The following is a 14,443-nucleotide window of genomic DNA, read 5'->3' on the forward strand; positions in this document are numbered from 1 at the left end:
GGCGGGTACGGGGTCAGCGCAACGGACCGTCGCCGGGCCCGTCCGGGTCGTCGACCAGGTGGATCGCCGCTTCCTCCGCGCTGGCGGCACCCGCGTCGATACCGGCGTCCCACGCCACCGACTCGGCCTCGTCGTCCTCGCGGACGCCCTCGTCGTAGGCGACGAGACGGCCGGCGCGTGCTTCCGCCTCGTACCCCCGGCGGGTCAGCTCGTCCTCGTCGTCGCCACCCTCGGCGTACGGGTCGACATCCGGCACCTCCTGGGCGAGGTGTTGCTCCAGGGACTCGCCCGCCCGCTCCTCGGCCGGCGTGGTGCCGAACCGGTTTGCCGCGGTCCAGTGGTCCTCGGCGATGATGCCGGTGTCGAGGGGGTCGCCGACCCGATCGTCGTCGAGGGTGTCGGAGGCGTCCAAGACCCCGTCGTCCTCGGCCACGTTCCACTCGTCGACGGAATCCATCCGTTCGGTCTGGCTCACGGCGGTCTCCTCTTCGTCACGGTGCAGCAAAGCGCTCAGCCTATGACCGTGCAACGCGCCCGCACCCCGAGGCCTGCCCGCTGTGACGAACCGACCTCGGGGGGCGCTGTTGCCGCGGTGCGGTCACCGCTTCAGCAGCTCCGCCACGGCGTCGGTGAACTCCACCGGCTGCTCGATGTGCGCGAAGTGTCCGCTTCGTTCCAGCGTCACCAGCCGCGAGTCCGGAAGCCCCGCGTGCAACTGCTCGGCCCAGCGGGGGCCGCAGATGAAGTCGTGCGCCCCGACGATCACCACGACCGGCACTGTGATCTCAGCGAGGTTCTCCCGCACGTCGAAGGGCGTGGGGTCCTGCGCGCCGGCCGGCGTCGCCCAGATTCGGACGGCCGCCTGAAACCTGGCGAACTCGTCCTGCCGGCCCCAGAAGTCCGCGAAGTACACGGGCAGGGCGGCGCGCAGAGCGGCCCCCAGCGACTCGTCGTCCGTCGCGCCGCCGATCTGCGCGAAGGCAGCCGGGACCGCCGCCGCCTCCGGCCGGTCCGGGTGCCGCTGCGGGTAGGCGGCGAGGCCGGCCATGGCTTCGCCCCAGAACTCGGCGCCGGTGACGGGCGAGGTGTCGTACAGGGCGAGGCCGGAAAGCCGGTCCGGGTGGGCGAGCGCGTACCGCTGGACGACGAAACCGCCGTGCGAGTGCCCGAGGAGGTACACGCGGGGTTCGCCGAGATGCTCGATGACGGCGTGCAGGAACCGGACATATGCGTCGAGACGGTAGTCTTCGGGGTTGTCGAGCTGCCCCGACGCGCCAGTGCCCACCGGCTCGACGTAGACCATTGTGAAGTGCGTCTCAAGGCTGGGCGTCCGCAGATACGCCCACTCGATGCCCGGCCCGCCGGAGTGCGCGACGCAGACCGGGCCGCTGCCGGCGACGTGGTAGACCTGCCGAACGCCATCCACTGTGAACGTGTGGGCACCGGGTGCGAGGGCGCTGACGTCGTGGCTGGTGGAACCCATGAACTATCTCCCGATCCGAGACCCGCGTGGCGTCCGCCGACACGGCAACTGGTGCATGACACGGACCAGATGCGCGGGTCGAGGGGAAAGTTCGCTCGGCCGGGGAAGTTTTTTCAGGCCAGCGCGGGGACGGGGTGGAAGAGGGTGAGTTGGCGCACCCGGCCCTCGCGCAGCACCTGCAGCCACAGCGCCGCGGGCGGGCAGTGCTCCGGGTCGTCGGGTGGGCTGATCAGGTCGGTCTCCCAGATCAGCACGTCGCCGCTGGCCGCCACGTTGCGCAACCGCTGACGTACCCCGGCGGCCAGGTCGCGGTTCATGCCGCTGATCGCCAGGTCACGGCCACCCCGCGGGCCGCCCGGCACGATCAGCTTGGCGTCCGGCCACCAGCTCTCGCGGACCACCCGCTCGAAGTCGCCGCCCATCGCCGTGGTGATCATGTCGCGGCCCTCCCGCCACCGCGAGTCGTTCGAGGCGGCGACGTCCGTGTGCGCCGCGTCCGCCGCCGTCCGCAGGCCACCGGCGAGCGCCCGGCGGGCGTGGCTGAGGCGGCTGCGGACGGTGCCGACCGGTACGCCACACACGGCCGCGATCTGCTCGTACGAGGACGCGTCGCTGAAGTACCGCAGCAGGGTGACGAGCCGGTCAGGTTCGGACAGCTGCCCGATGGAGTGCCACACCCAGTCGCGCATCGCGGCCCGGTCCAGTGCCTCTTCCGGGGTGGGTGTGTCGGCGGGACCGGTGAGCCACTCGGGTTCGGCGACCGGGACGGCTCTGGGCCCGCGCAACGCCATCCGGCTGTTGTTGCGGACGATGGCCCGCAACCAGGGGCCGACGGCGCCCGGGTCGCGGATCTCGCCGATGCGACGCAGGGCGACGACCATCGAGTCCTGCACCGCGTCCTCGGCGTCCGGCCCGTAACCCAGGACGCTCAGCGCTACGGCCCGCATCCCGGCCTCGTGCCGGGCCAGCAGCGCCCCCAGCGCGGCCGCGTCTCCCGCCTGCGCGAGCACGACCAGTTCCCCGTCGCTCTGCGTCACGCGTACATCCTCCTGTGGGTTCCCGAGGACTTGAGTGGATCATGCCCCTTCCGGGCGGACCTGCGGTGCCGGCCCTTGGAGAGGAGTGCGGCCGGGGGCGCGCATGCCGTCGAGCAGGACCGTGACGACTCGACGCCACCCGTCGGGCCCTGCGTCGACGCCGAGGCAGTGGTCGGTGTCCAGCGCCGCGCGTGAGCAGAGCATGACGTCCTGCCAGGTTACGTCGGCGCGGAGATCACCCGCCGCGTGTGCTCGCTCGGTCAGTTGGGTGACGGCCTCCTGCAACGCGACGGTGCGCTGCGCGAGTTCGGGTGTCGGCGGCCTTTCGCAGGCCGCGGTGACCTCGGCCAGGCCGCGGCTGTCCCGGTGGGCCCCGGCCAGCTCCAGCACGAACTCCGCCATTCCGTCCCACGGATCCGGGCGCTCCAGGCAGGCTCGTGCGGTGTCGCACAACTCGTCGTAGAGGCCGAGCACCGCGTTGTCGAGCAGCGCCTCCTTGGTCCCGAAGCGCCGGTACAACGTCCCCACCCCCACGCCGGCCGCTGTTGCGATGTCCAGAGCCGAGACGTCGAGCCCGCGGGCGGCGATTGCCTCCCTGGTCGCGATGATCAGTTGGCGTCGGTTCTGCCGGGCGTCCGCCCGGACGCCCGACGCCGGATCCAGATCAGGCATCCGGAAAGCGTAGCACAAGCGGACGCGGCTCGTCCGATTGTTGTCCGCGACCGCCTCGACGCGCTCAGTGGACGGGCACCGGGACGCCGACAGGCGCGACGTCGTCCGACGCCGTGGTCGGCGGTAGCTCCGGTGCGCCCGCGTTGACCATGATCGCGGAGACCAGTGCCGCGGCCACGACGAAGATGGTGGCCAGCCAGTACGCGGCCGAGTAGCCATGCATCAACGCCTGGTTCTGGACGTGGAGGGGGGCCGCCGTACCGCCGTGAGTGACCAGGTAAGAGGCGGTGGAGCCGGTCGCGACGGTGTTGAGCAGCGCGACGCCGATCGACCCCCCGACCTGTTGCGACGAACTGATCATCGCGGAGGCGACACCGACGTCGGCGGGCGCGACGCCGTGGGTGGAGATGCTCATCGCGGGCATGAACGCGGTGCCGACGCCAATTCCGACCACCGCCTCGGCGATCGCGATCTCCAAGAAGCCGCTGTCGGCGTCGAGGAGGGCGAGCAGGACGAGGCCGGCCGCGCTGACGAGGTAGCCGCCGACCATGATCGGCCGTGGAGCGATCCGGTGCGCGAGTCGGGCGCCGACCTGCGTGGCCCCGAGAGCCTGCAGCACCGCCATCGGCATGAACGCCAGGCCGGCCATGACCGGCGACCATCCCTTGACCTGCTGGAAGTAGTAGCTCAGCAGAAGGAACATTCCGAACATGCTGACAATGGCGAGACCCACCGAAAGGTAGGCGGCTGCCCGGTTGCGTTCGCTCAGGACTCCCAGTGGGAGCAGCGGAGCCTTCACCCGTGACTGCACCACGACGAAGGCCGCCAGAAGCAGCGCGCCGGCGACGAAGGATCCGATGGTCGTAGCCGCCGACCAGCCGTGGCTCTCCGCGGCGCTGAAACCGTAGACCAGACCGACGAGACCGAGGCTGGCCAGCAGCACGCCGGGGATGTCGAGCCGGGCACGGTGTCGCTCACCGTCGTCGTGCACCGTGGAGATGGCGCCCACAATCCCGATGATCGCGATCGGAACCAGGATGAACATAGCGAAACGCCAGTTCAGGTACTGGGTGAGCAGACCGCCGGCGATCAGACCGACGGCGCCACCGGCGATCGAGACCGCGGCGAACACGCCGAAGGCCTTCGCTCGTTCCCGCGGCTGTGTGAACAGCAGGGAGATCAGCGAGAGCGCGGCCGGCGCGAGCAGGGCCGCGAAGACCCCCTGCAGCGCACGGGCGACCAGCAGCATCTCCACGTTGGCCGCCAGGCCGCCGATCGCCGAGGCGATCGCGAAGCCTGCCAGCGCGAACAGGAAGACGCGTTTGCGCCCCACCATGTCACCGACCCGGCCGCCCACCAGCAGGAGGCCACCGAAGGCGAGACCGTACGCGGTGACCACCCACTGACGACTGCCGTCGGTGAAGTGCAGTGCCTGCTGCGCAGAGGGGAGAGCGATGTTCATGACCGCGCCGTCGAGAACGACCATCAGTTGGGCGATCGAGACGAAGAAGAGGGCTCTCCACCGCTGCGAGTTCGGAGCCTTGTGACGAGTGGGCATCATTGTTCCTTCGGGAGAGGTGATGGGCACCGGGCCGTCATGCGGCGGTAAGGCCGCCATCGATCGCGAGAGCGGCACCGGTGATGAACGGCGCTTCGTCGCTCAGCAGGAAGGCCGCCAGCGCGGCGACCTCGTCGGGCCGTCCGATCCGGCCCACGGGGTGCATGGCGTTGCCCATTTGGAGGGCCTCCTCCGGGTTCGGGCCCAGGTTGCGCCGTAGCAGAGGGGTGTCGACGCCGCCGGTGACGAGCGCGTTGATCCGTACACCCGTGGTGGCCACCTCGAGTGCCGCCGACCGGGTGAGCCCGACGACGCCATGCTTGGCGGCGCTGTAGGAGGCGAGGCCGGCAGATCCGGTGACACCACTGACGGAGGCGTTGTTCACGATCGAGCCGCCGCCGGAGGTCTGCAGCGCTGGGATCTGGTACTTGAGCCCGAAGAAGACGCTGCTCAGGTTGAGCGCCATCTCGGCGTCCCAGGCGTCCGGGCCGATCTCAGTGATCGGACCGAGCGCGGTGGCCGCTCCCACGTTGTTGAACACGCCGTCGAGCCGGCCGTAGTGGTCGACCGCCCGCTGCACCAGCTTCGCCATCTCGGCTCCGACGGTCACATTGGTCGGGACAAAGATCGCGTCTGCGCCGGTGGAGCGCAGGGTGGCGGCGAGTGCCTCGCCGGCTTCCTTGCCACGTGCCGCCAGGACGACCTTCGCGCCTTCGGCGGCGACTCGTTCCACGAGGGCACGCCCCATACCGGAGGTGGCACCGGTGACCAGAATGACCTTGTTTGCGAAGCGTTCGGACATGGTTGATCCTTCTCTGGGCGTAGAGGCTGGGGTGTGTCCGCAGCTGAATGCTGGCCGTAGCGGACGATCGTCGTCCGCATCAGCGAAGCTAGCCCAATCGGACGAGTGCCGTCCACTTCCGCTGGCGGTCGGCGGAGTGACCCTGACCATCCCCGCACCAGGAACAAAACTGACCCGCCACCACCCGGGACGTCTCGCCCGAAGGGTGCGCGCCCGGGAAAGTGACACACGTCGGTCGTAGCGTGGGCGGCATGAGGATCTGGCCTGTCGAAGCCCTTCGGTGGTGCGCGGCCGGCGTCAGCGCCTGCGACGGGCATCTGCGGTGATCGAGCTGAGCTGGGCTCAGGTGTCCGCCCGACGACTACAGCGCCACCGGCTGTGCACACCCGCGTCGGGCGCCGCACCGGACGCCGCACGCGTCGCCGAGGTGGTGTCGGCGATCAGCGGCGCACAGGCCCAGATCGCGTCGGCCGCCGAGCTGTCCATCGGGCTGCGGGTGCCGGGCACGACCCGCGCCCTGGTGCGTCGGGCACTGTGGACCGACCGCACCCTGGTCAAGACCCGTGGGCCACGTGGAACCGTGCACCTGCTCGCCGCGGCGGACCTGCCGATGTGGGTCGGCGCGCTGACCGCGTTGCCGGCGCCGTCCTGGGAGCGGAGCGTGGCCCTGCTGACGCCCCGACAGACCGAGCAGGTCCTCGCGGCCATCGCCGACGCGGTCGCCGAGGCCGACCTGACCACCGCCGAGCTGACCGAGGAAGTCGTCGCCCGCACCGGGCCGTGGGCGGGCGACCTGGTGATGGAGGCGTTCCAGGACATGTGGCCCCGGTGGATCGCCGCGATGACCGCCGCCACCCGGGCCGGAGTGGTTTGCTTCGGCCCGAATCGCGGTCGGGCCAGCACGTACACCAGCCCGACCCGGTGGCTGCCCGACTTCGCGCCGATGCCCGGTCCCGCCGCCCTGGCCGCCCTCGTTCGCAGCTACCTGCACGCGTACGGGCCGGCCACCCCGGCGCAGTTCGCCCGGTGGCTCGGGGTGCCCTCGGGGTGGGGGACGTTGCTGTTCAATTCGCTGGACCTGACCGAGGTGACTGTGGAGGGCACCCGGGCCTGGGTGACCGCCGACGACACCGAATTCCCCGACGACCGGCCGTCCGGGTTGCGGCTGCTGCCGTACTTCGACGCGTACGCGGTCGGCTGCCACCCCCGTGAACGGCTGTTCCCCGATGCCGCCGCCGAGCGGGCGCTCGCCGGTGGCCAGGCCGGCAACTATCCGGTGCTGCTGGTCGACGGGGTGGTCGTCGGCGTGTGGCATCAACGCCGCTCCGGCCGCTCGATCCGTGTCACAGTCGAGCCGTTGCGGACGCTCGGTGCCGCCCAGCAGCGGGCGCTGGGGGCGGAGGCCGAGCGGATCGGCGAGATCCTGGAGGGCAAGGCGTCGCTGACCATCGGCACCGTCAGTGTCGGTCCGCACGCCTGAGGCCACGCCGGCCCACCGCCTGGGCCACGATGAGAGCGTGCACCCCGAACCGGTCGACCACGCGCCCCGGCAGGCGTTCCCCTGGGCGCTCCTGCGCCAGCGCTGGGAGGACCTCACCTTCCTGCACTGGGCCGTCGCTCCGGAGGTGGTCGCGCCGTTGCTGCCGACCGGCACTCGTCCGGACACGATGCAGGGGGTCAGCTACGTGGGCCTGATCGGTTTCCGGATGGTCGGGCTGGGCTTCGGCCGCGGCCCGAGGGTCCCGTACTTCGGCACGTTCTGGGAGACCAACGTCCGGCTCTACTCCGTCGACGACGCCGGCCGACGAGCGGTCGTGTTCCGGTCGCTCGACGCGTCCCGCCTGCTGCCGGTGCTGGTGGCGCGGGCGACGCTGCGCCTGCCGTACCTCTGGTCGTCGATGCGGTTGGATCACGACGGCGACCGTCGCACCTACCGCTGCCGGCGGCGCTGGCCGGGGCCGGCGGGCGCGACGAGCCGGTTGGTGGTGCGGGTGGGGGAGCAAATCGTCGAGCCGACCCCGCTCGAACACTTCGTCACCGCCCGCTGGGGGCTGCACACCCGGGCGTACGGGCGCACGCTGCACCTGCCGAACTGGCATCCGAGCTGGCCGCTGCACCGGGCCGAGGTGCTGCACCTGGATGACGAGCTGGTCGCCGCCGCCGGGCTGCCGGCACCGGTCGGGCCACCGGTCAGCGTGCTCTACTCGCCAGGTGTCGGGGTGAGGTTCGGCCCGCCGGTGGCGGCCCGGTCACGTGGTGCCGGGCCGCCGGAGCCTCAGTAGCGGCCACCCTCGGGTGCGGGCAACGCGTCCAGGTCGGCCAGGTTCTCGGTGCTGAGCCGCACGTCAGCCGCAGCGCAGTTGTCCACCAGGTACTTCGGGGTCTTGGTGCCGGGGATCGGGATGACCTGGTCACCCTGGGCGACCACCCACGCGAGGGCGACCTGCGCGGGGCTGAAGCCGGCCCGGTCGGCGATCTCCCGGACCCGGGCGACGATGGCGAGGTTGGCGCGCAGCGCGTCCTGCTGGAAGCGCGGCAGGCCGCGCCGGAAGTCGTCGGCGGGCAGGTCGTCGAACGAGGTGAACCGGCCGGCGAGGAAACCGCGACCGAGTGGGGAGAACGGCAGGAAGGCGATGCCCTGTTCGTGGCAGTACGGCAACACCTCGGTCAACGGGTCGCGCGTCCACAGTGACAACTCGGACTGCACCGACGCCACCGGGTGCACCGCCTGGGCCCGCACGATCTGCGCGACAGTCACCTCTGACAGCCCGATCTGCCGGGCCTTGCCCGCCGCGACGATCTCGGCCATCGCGCCCCAGGACTCCTCGATGGGCACCTCCGGGTCGACCCGGTGCAGCTGGTAGAGGTCGACGTGGTCGGTGCCGAGCCGGCGAAGGCTCTCGTCGATCGCCGCACGGATGTGCTCGGGGCGGCCGTTGTTGCCGATCTTCGGTGAGTTGCCGGGGCCACCGGTGGGGGAGGTGGCCACCAGGCCGACCTTCGTGGCCAGCACGGCCCGCTCCCGGTGCCCGCCGGCCAGCGCCCGCCCGACCAGCTCCTCGTTGGTGTACGGCCCGTACACGTCAGACGTGTCGATCAGCGTCGCGCCCAGGTCCAGTGCCTGTCGGATGACGGAGATCGACGTGTCGTCGTCGCGCGGGCCGGTGATGTCGTAGCCGTGGCTCATGCCCATGCAGCCGAGGCCGATGACGCCGACCTCGGGGCCGGTGCTGCCCAGCGTGGTGGTTCGCATGCGCCCCACGCTACGACCGGACGGGCGGACCCGCACCCGCCGTGGCGGGGTGCGGGTGTTCCCCGGGCACGTGACGACTCTCACCGGAAGTGGACTCTGGAGTCCGGTACGGTGGGCGCTAAGCGGACCAGCGAGTCCGGATGTGACCGACGGCGACGCACGAGGAGCCCCGATGAACCCGGTACGGATCAGCGACGCCCTGCGCGCTGTGGTCTTCGAGCCGACGCGCGACCTGACCGACGCGCTCGACGAGTTCTACGCCCCCGACTACACCCACCGCAGCGACGGCGAGACCCTCGACCGGGCCGGATTCGTCGCGATGGTGACCCGGGTACGCGGTCAGATCGCCAGCGGCACCGTGTTGGTCCTCGACGAGCTGCGCGACGGTCTCCGCTACGCCGAACGACACGTCTACGAGATCACCCTGGCCGACGGGTCGACCGCCAGACGGGAGATCGCCGTCTTCGGGACGTACGCCGAGGACGGCCGCTTCCGCCACCTCAGCGAGACGGGTTTCGACCTGTCCGCCTGAACCGTCTCGACGACCAACGCAGGAGAGAGAGCCATGCCCCGCCTTGCCGACCCCGACCCGAACGCGATTCCGGCCGACGTCCGCGACGTCCTGTCCGCCCTGCCGCCCGACCCGATGGTCAAGATGCTGACCCACTCGATCGGCACTGTGAACCTCTTCATCCAGCTCGCGAGGGCGCAGTTCACCTCGTTGGAGCTGCCCGCCCGCTCGCGGGAACTGGTCATCCTCACCGTGGCCGAGTACACCGAGTGCGAGTTCGTGGCAGCCCAGCATGGCCCGATGTCGGCGGCGGCCGGCGTCGACGAGCGCACCCGCGAGATCATCAGCAGCCGGGACATCGACAACCCGCACCTCTCCGCGTACGACCGCACGCTCCTCCGGTTCGCCGCCGAGGTGGTGCGGTCACCGCGCGTTCCCGACGACCTCTTCGACCAGGTGCGGCACCTCCTCAGCGAGCGCGAGATCGTCGAGGTGCTCCAGGTGGTCGGCTACTACTGGTCGTTCGGCCGGGTGGCCACGGTGCTCGACGTCGAACTCACCACCGTGTACGGCGACGAGCCGCTGCTGACCGACGAGACCGAGCGGGCAGACTGAGGCCATGGCCCCACCGACGCCGAGCGACCCCGATGCTCCCCATCGGCGTCTGGACGCCCGTCGCAACCAGGAGCGGGTCATCGCCGCCGCCCGGGAGCTCTTCAGCGAGCAGGGTCTGCAGGTGACGGTGCCGCAGGTGGCGGAGCGGGCCGGGGTGGGCCGCGCCACTGTGTACCGCAGCTACCCCAGCAAGGAAGACCTGATCGTCGCGGTCGTCCAGCGGCAGTTTCAGGAGCTGGAGCAGCGCACCCGCGCGGCGCTCGACGGCGTCGACGCGTACCGGGAGTGGTGTTCCTTCGTGCCCGACCTGTTCGGACGCCTCGCGCGCGACCGGGTCCTCGCCGACGCGTTCTTCGAGGGCAGGCTGGTGCCCGCGGCGCGCATCCTGGATCTGATCGGGCAACTGGTGGCGGCGGCCCGAACATCCGGCAAGGTCCGCCCGGACGCAGGGGAGCTGGACATCCGGGTAATCCTGTGCGGCGCGGTCCGGCAGCTCATCGTGCTCGACGAGCGTGACCCGGCGGTGTGGCGCCGGTACGCCGACCTCGTGCTCAACGCGCTGCGCCAGTGACGGCCAGGGCCGACACTGGGAGAAAGCTCGGCCGACGTGTCGAGGACTGTCGCGCCGGCTTCGACAGTGGGTTGCGGGCCAGACAGCGGGCCTCGCCGACGAGCCGGCACGGCACGGACCGAGGAGTGGATCGATGACGAAGGTGACGACCTGGGCGACGATGTCGTTGGACGGCTACATCGCGGACGTGTCCCACGGTGGCTTCGAGTACCTCTTCCAGTGGTACGAGAACGGCGACGTCGAGACGCCGACGGCCGACCCCGAATTGACCTTCCGGACCTCCGCCACGAGCGCCCGGCATCTGCGGGCTCTCACCGAACGCACCGGCGCGCTCGTCGTCGGCCGGAGGCTCTTCGACATCACCAGCGGGTGGGGTGGCCGGCATCCGTTGGACGTGCCCGTCGTGGTGGTCACGCACAGCGTGCCGGAGGGCTGGGAGCCGGAGAGCGACTCCTTCGTCTTCGTCACCGACGGCATCGAGAGCGCCATCGCCCGGGCGACGGCGATCGCCGGCGACAAGGAGGTCGGTGTCAACGGCGGCACCATCGCCGCCCAGGTCGTCGAGGCCGGCCTGCTCGACGAGGTGCACGTCGATCTCGTCCCGGTCCTGCTCGGCGCCGGGATCCCGCTCTTCGCCGACCTGAAGATCGCGCCACTTCAGCTGGACGGCCCGTTCAGCGTCGTCGAGGGCGACGGCGTCACCCATCTGGCCTACCGGGTACGCCCAGCGGCCTGAGCGCCGCGGGGGCCAGTGCCCCACCTTGCTCCCATCGCCAGTGATCGATATCCTGCGCGCAGGCGCCGCCCCGCCTCAGACCACCACCGTCGATCCGAAGCGGGTTCCGCATGCGCGCACTGAGACTTGTCACGACCCTGGCCGTCGCCGGCCTGCTCGCCGGTGGGGTGGCGCTGGTCGCCGCCACACCGGCCAGCGCGGCGACCGCCGTGTTCTCCGTGACGAACAACTGGGGCAACGGCTACCAGGGGCAGGTCACCGTCACCAACGACACCTCCGCACCGATCACCAGTTGGCGGGTCGAGTTCGACCTGCCGTCCTCCTCGACGGTCAGCCAGTCGTGGAACGCGCAGCAAACGACCTCGGGCAGCCACTACACCTTCGCCAACGTGTCCTGGAACGGCACCCTCGGCGCCGGCGCCTCCACCTCGTTCGGCTTCCTCGTCAACGGCACCGGCACCCCGGTCAACTGCACTGTGAACGGAGCGTCCTGCGCCGGCGGTCCACCCCCGACCACCCCGCCGCCCACCACCCCGCCGCCGACCACACCACCGCCGACCACCGGCACGCCGGTCGAGCGGCACGGGCAACTGCGGGTCTGCGGCACCACCATGTGCGACAGGTCCGGCGCGCGGGTGCAGCTACGGGGCATCAGCAGCATGTGGCTCAACTGGGAGACCGCCCCGTACGCCGAGAACCTCTCCGCGTTGACCTGGATGCGCGACAACTGGAACCTCCAGGTGATCCGCGCGGCAATGGGCGTGGAGCCGGCGGGGGCGTACCTCAGTGACCCGACCAGGGCGCGCGCGCAGGTGGAGACCATCATCAACAACGCGGTCACCGCCGGGGTCTACGTGATCGTCGACTGGCACGCGCACGAGGCGCAGAACAACCAGTCCCAGGCGGTGGCGTTCTTCGGTGACCTGGCCCGCCGGTACGGCCATTTGCCAAACGTCATCTGGGAGCCCTACAACGAGCCGCTCCAGGTCAGCTGGACCAACGTCATCAAGCCGTACCACCAGGCGGTGGTGTCCGCGATCCGCGCCGCCGATCCGGACAACATCGTCGTGCTCGGCACCCCTACCTGGTCACAGGACGTGGACGTCGCCGCGGCCAGCCCGGTCAGCGGCACCAACCTGATGTACACCCTGCACTTCTACTCCTGCACGCACGGGGCGTCGCTGCGCGCCAAGGGCGACGCGGCGATCCGCGCGGGTCTGGCGCTGTTCGTCACGGAGTGGGGCGCCAGCAACGCCGATGGCGGCCTCGACGGCCGGGCCTGCCTGCCGGAGGCACAGTCCTGGATCGACTGGATGAAGGCGAACGGCATCTCCTGGACGGCCTGGAAGCTCGACGTCGGCACCGACACCACCAACCTGCTCAGCCCGGGAGCGCCGGTGACCGGTGGGTGGACCAACTACCTGCACGGCCACGCGCCGTTCGTGGTGGCGAACATGAGGTGATCCCGGCGGCCCCTTGACCGGGATTGATCGAATCGAGACTGCTGGTGTCGGGGTGTCCAGGCCGGCGGGACACCCCGACATCGCCGGCCGCCACCACGACCATTATCGAAGGGTCATTGTGTGAAAGCTCGCCGGTACGCGGTAGGGGTGGTGGCGAAGGCCCGCTGGAAATGCGCACGGAGGTTGGTCGCCGTGCCCAGGCCGGTACGCCGTGCGACCTCGTCGATGGTGATCCCGCCGTTCTCGAGCAGGGTGCAGGCGGCGCGCAGTCGTTGCTGGATCAGCCACGCTCGGGGGCTCATCCGGAACCGACTCTGGAAAGTGCGGTGCAGCGTACGGCTGGACATCACACCCTGCCGGGCAAGGTCCGCGACGGTGATCGGGCGGTGCAGGTTGCTGCTCGCCCACGTGATGACCCCGGCCAACTCGTCGCCCTCATCCGGAACGCCGACCGGGATGAACTGGGCCTGACCGCCGGCGCGGTGCAGGGGGGTGACCATGTGGCGGGCCCGTTGGATGGCGGCGGCCTGCCCGTGATCGCGGCCGACGAGGTAGAGACACATGTCCAGACCGGCGGCGAGTCCGGCGCTGGTGATCACCTCGCCTTCGTCGACGTACAGCGCACTCGCGTCCACGAGAATCTCCGGATGCTCAATGGCGAGCGAGTCGGCGTGCGCCCAGTGGGTCGTCGCGCGACGGCCGTCGAGCAGACCGGCCTGGGCCAGCGCGAAGGCGCCGGTGCAGATCGACGCGATGCGGGCGCCACGACGGTGCGCCCGCCGCAGCGCATCGAGAGCACGCGGCGGTGCCGGACCACGGCGGAACCCGGGCACGATCACCGTGTCGGCGTCGTCGAGCGCATCGAGCGTCGCGGCGACGGTCAGCTCCAGGCCGGCGGTGGTGGTGGTGACCGAACCACAGTCCAGTGCGCACACCGTCATCGCGTACCGGCCGTGGCCCTCGTGGCCGAACACCTGCGTCGCGATGGTCAGATCGAAGGCGACGACAGTGGGCAGGGCGAGGACGGCGACCCGATGCGTGGCGGGTTTCTTACGCATGATGGCAAGGATGCCACTCGCCGCCGCCCTGTCGGCAGGAGATTCTGGGCCGTATGCGGATCGAGATCGTGGTGTTCGACGGCTTCGACGAGCTGGACGTCTTCGGGCCGTTCGAGGTGTTGTCGATGGCCGGCTTCGACGTGGCGCTGGTCGCCGTCGAACGATCGGGGCCGGTCATCAGCATGCGTGGCGTCCAACTCCAGGTGCCCGAGGTGCTGGGGCAGGCCGATGGCGTGATCGTCCCGGGTGGCGGATGGCTGAACCGGGCCCCGGAGGGTTCCTGGGCGCAGGCGCAGCGCGGTGTGCTGCCGGCGAAGCTGGCCGCACTGGCGCCATCGGCGCGGTGGGTGGCGTCGGTGTGCACCGGTGCGCTGCTCCTCGCCGCCGCCGGCCTGCTGACCGGACGGCGGGCGACCACCAACCGCAACGCGTACGACGAGTTGCGCGCCCACGACGTGACAGTCCTCGACGAGCGGGTGGTCGACGACGGTGACCGGGTCACCGCTGGCGCGCTCTCGGCCGGCCTCGATCTGGGGCTGTGGCTCACGGAACGGGAACTCGGCGTCGCCACCGCCGACCGGGTCGGCGCGACCATCGAGTACCGGCCACAGACCCGCACTCGCTGAGCAGCGCGGACAGAACGGGCGCGTCACCTTAACGCGCCGGAAACGCCCCCGCTACCAA

General features: G+C 70.8%; 16 protein-coding genes. 8 read left to right on the forward strand and 8 right to left on the reverse strand.

The genetic code is table 11. The annotated features are described in order from the left end of the window. Nucleotides 1-13 precede the first annotated feature (13 nt). The 6 genes from AB0C19_RS06275 to AB0C19_RS06300 form a co-directional block, all read right to left on the reverse strand. A complete protein-coding gene (locus AB0C19_RS06275; RefSeq protein WP_357180272.1) occupies nt 14-475 on the reverse strand; it encodes a DUF5709 domain-containing protein in 462 nt (153 codons plus the stop codon). Between the two features lie 123 nt (nt 476-598). Further along, nucleotides 599-1,483: an alpha/beta hydrolase gene (locus AB0C19_RS06280; RefSeq protein WP_357180275.1), complete on the reverse strand. Its 885-nt coding sequence runs from the start codon at nt 1,481-1,483 to the stop codon at nt 599-601. Between the two features lie 113 nt (nt 1,484-1,596). Then, the gene (locus tag AB0C19_RS06285; RefSeq protein WP_357180278.1) at nt 1,597-2,520 is read right to left on the reverse strand and encodes a sigma-70 family RNA polymerase sigma factor; all 924 of its coding nucleotides are present in this window, start codon (nt 2,518-2,520) and stop codon (nt 1,597-1,599) included. Between the two features lie 39 nt (nt 2,521-2,559). Continuing rightward, nucleotides 2,560-3,192 carry a TetR/AcrR family transcriptional regulator gene (locus AB0C19_RS06290; protein ID WP_357180281.1) on the reverse strand — a complete coding sequence of 211 codons (633 nt, stop codon included), beginning with the start codon at nt 3,190-3,192 and terminating at the stop codon, nt 2,560-2,562. 64 nt (nt 3,193-3,256) lie between these two features. Continuing rightward, a complete protein-coding gene (locus AB0C19_RS06295; RefSeq protein ID WP_357180284.1) occupies nt 3,257-4,750 on the reverse strand; it encodes a DHA2 family efflux MFS transporter permease subunit in 1,494 nt (497 codons plus the stop codon). Between the two features lie 37 nt (nt 4,751-4,787). After that, on the reverse strand, nt 4,788-5,552 hold the full coding sequence (locus tag AB0C19_RS06300; protein WP_357180287.1) for a glucose 1-dehydrogenase: 765 nt from the start codon (nt 5,550-5,552) through the stop codon (nt 4,788-4,790). 322 nt (nt 5,553-5,874) lie between these two features. On the opposite strand from AB0C19_RS06300, the gene AB0C19_RS06305 reads away from it, so the two are divergent. Further along, nucleotides 5,875-7,032: a winged helix DNA-binding domain-containing protein gene (locus tag AB0C19_RS06305; RefSeq protein ID WP_357180290.1), complete on the forward strand. Its 1,158-nt coding sequence runs from the start codon at nt 5,875-5,877 to the stop codon at nt 7,030-7,032. A 37-nt stretch (nt 7,033-7,069) separates the two neighbouring features. Then, nucleotides 7,070-7,834, forward strand: coding sequence for a DUF2071 domain-containing protein (locus AB0C19_RS06310; protein WP_357180293.1), 765 nt, complete (start codon nt 7,070-7,072; stop codon nt 7,832-7,834). Here AB0C19_RS06310 and AB0C19_RS06315 read toward each other — a convergent pair. Continuing rightward, nucleotides 7,828-8,805: an aldo/keto reductase gene (locus AB0C19_RS06315; protein ID WP_357180296.1), complete on the reverse strand. Its 978-nt coding sequence runs from the start codon at nt 8,803-8,805 to the stop codon at nt 7,828-7,830. The two genes, AB0C19_RS06310 and AB0C19_RS06315, sit on opposite strands and share 7 nt — an antisense overlap. Nucleotides 8,806-8,977: 172 nt before the next feature. On the opposite strand from AB0C19_RS06315, the gene AB0C19_RS06320 reads away from it, so the two are divergent. From AB0C19_RS06320 to AB0C19_RS06340, 5 genes are all read left to right on the forward strand, one after another. Further along, entirely contained in the window at nt 8,978-9,337 is a 360-nt protein-coding gene (locus AB0C19_RS06320; RefSeq protein WP_357180299.1) for a hypothetical protein, read from the forward strand. Between the two features lie 33 nt (nt 9,338-9,370). Beyond that, nucleotides 9,371-9,931 (forward strand): hypothetical protein, encoded by a 561-nt coding sequence (locus AB0C19_RS06325; protein ID WP_357180302.1) that lies wholly within the window; start codon nt 9,371-9,373, stop codon nt 9,929-9,931. Nucleotides 9,932-9,935: 4 nt separating this feature from the next. Beyond that, the gene (locus AB0C19_RS06330) at nt 9,936-10,502 is read left to right on the forward strand and encodes a helix-turn-helix domain-containing protein (RefSeq protein WP_357180305.1); all 567 of its coding nucleotides are present in this window, start codon (nt 9,936-9,938) and stop codon (nt 10,500-10,502) included. 133 nt (nt 10,503-10,635) lie between these two features. Beyond that, nucleotides 10,636-11,238, forward strand: a complete 603-nt coding sequence (locus tag AB0C19_RS06335) for a dihydrofolate reductase family protein (protein WP_357180308.1) — start codon at nt 10,636-10,638, stop codon at nt 11,236-11,238. A gap of 110 nt (nt 11,239-11,348) precedes the next feature. Continuing rightward, nucleotides 11,349-12,701: a cellulase family glycosylhydrolase gene (locus AB0C19_RS06340; protein ID WP_357180311.1), complete on the forward strand. Its 1,353-nt coding sequence runs from the start codon at nt 11,349-11,351 to the stop codon at nt 12,699-12,701. A 113-nt stretch (nt 12,702-12,814) separates the two neighbouring features. Here AB0C19_RS06340 and AB0C19_RS06345 read toward each other — a convergent pair whose 3' ends face one another. After that, nucleotides 12,815-13,759: a DJ-1/PfpI family protein gene (locus AB0C19_RS06345; protein WP_357180314.1), complete on the reverse strand. Its 945-nt coding sequence runs from the start codon at nt 13,757-13,759 to the stop codon at nt 12,815-12,817. A gap of 53 nt (nt 13,760-13,812) precedes the next feature. Between AB0C19_RS06345 and AB0C19_RS06350 the strand changes: the two genes are divergently transcribed. Next, nucleotides 13,813-14,385: a DJ-1/PfpI family protein gene (locus tag AB0C19_RS06350; protein WP_357180317.1), complete on the forward strand. Its 573-nt coding sequence runs from the start codon at nt 13,813-13,815 to the stop codon at nt 14,383-14,385. The last annotated feature ends 58 nt before the right edge of the window (nt 14,386-14,443 follow it).

Source organism: Micromonospora sp. NPDC048842 (assembly GCF_040649935.1).
Classification (GTDB): domain Bacteria; phylum Actinomycetota; class Actinomycetes; order Mycobacteriales; family Micromonosporaceae; genus Micromonospora; species Micromonospora hortensis.